The 573-nt window shown below is 46.6% G+C and carries 1 protein-coding gene; it reads left to right on the top strand.

Translation table 11 applies throughout. The features are described 5' to 3' along the window. Nucleotides 1–477: LPP20 family lipoprotein (locus A3735_RS09545; protein ID WP_231882521.1), on the top strand; the 477-nt coding region annotated here is incomplete at its 5' end. Between the last annotated feature and the right edge of the window lie 96 nt (nucleotides 478–573).

Here is a 573-nt window from a genome sequence, read left to right as displayed (position 1 = left end):
GTGGGTACGATGAAGAAAGAGGAGAAGGAGCCGATTGAGCCTATTGTAGTCCGTGTTACGGGGTATGGCGCTTATGAAAGAAAGGAGGACTCGGAGTCAGAGTCGAAGCGTTTGATGGCGATAAGGGCCTCAAAGCTTGATGCTTACCGTACCTTGGCCGAAAGGCTTTACGGTATCGGAATCAGTGGTGGTTCCCAGGTTGATGAGTTTGTGATGAAAAGTGATCACTATGCAGCGGCTGTCGATTCTTATGTGCGAGGTGCAAGGGTAGTTTCGATTATTGAGAATAAGGGGCGCGGATTTGAGACTGTGTTGGAAATATTACTGCCAGGCGATTTTCACGACTGTATCAATAAAATGAACAATATCAAGTTCGGTATAGATTGCCACCGGCCACTGCCTATGGCTTCCAGTAGTGAGCCCCGCACTAAGCGTGCTGCATCTCAGTCAATGCAATCTGTATATTTTTTGAAGTGAGGTGGGTATGAAGTATTTTTCCTTCTTGCTCGCTCTAATGTCTTGTTTGCTATCACCAGTAAGTGCTAATGCAGAGTGGATACAAGTCACAGGGCA

It is taken from the genome of Oleiphilus sp. HI0061 (assembly GCF_001635675.1).
Note: the sequence above shows the minus strand (reverse complement) of the source record. Positions and strands in the feature narration are given on the sequence as shown.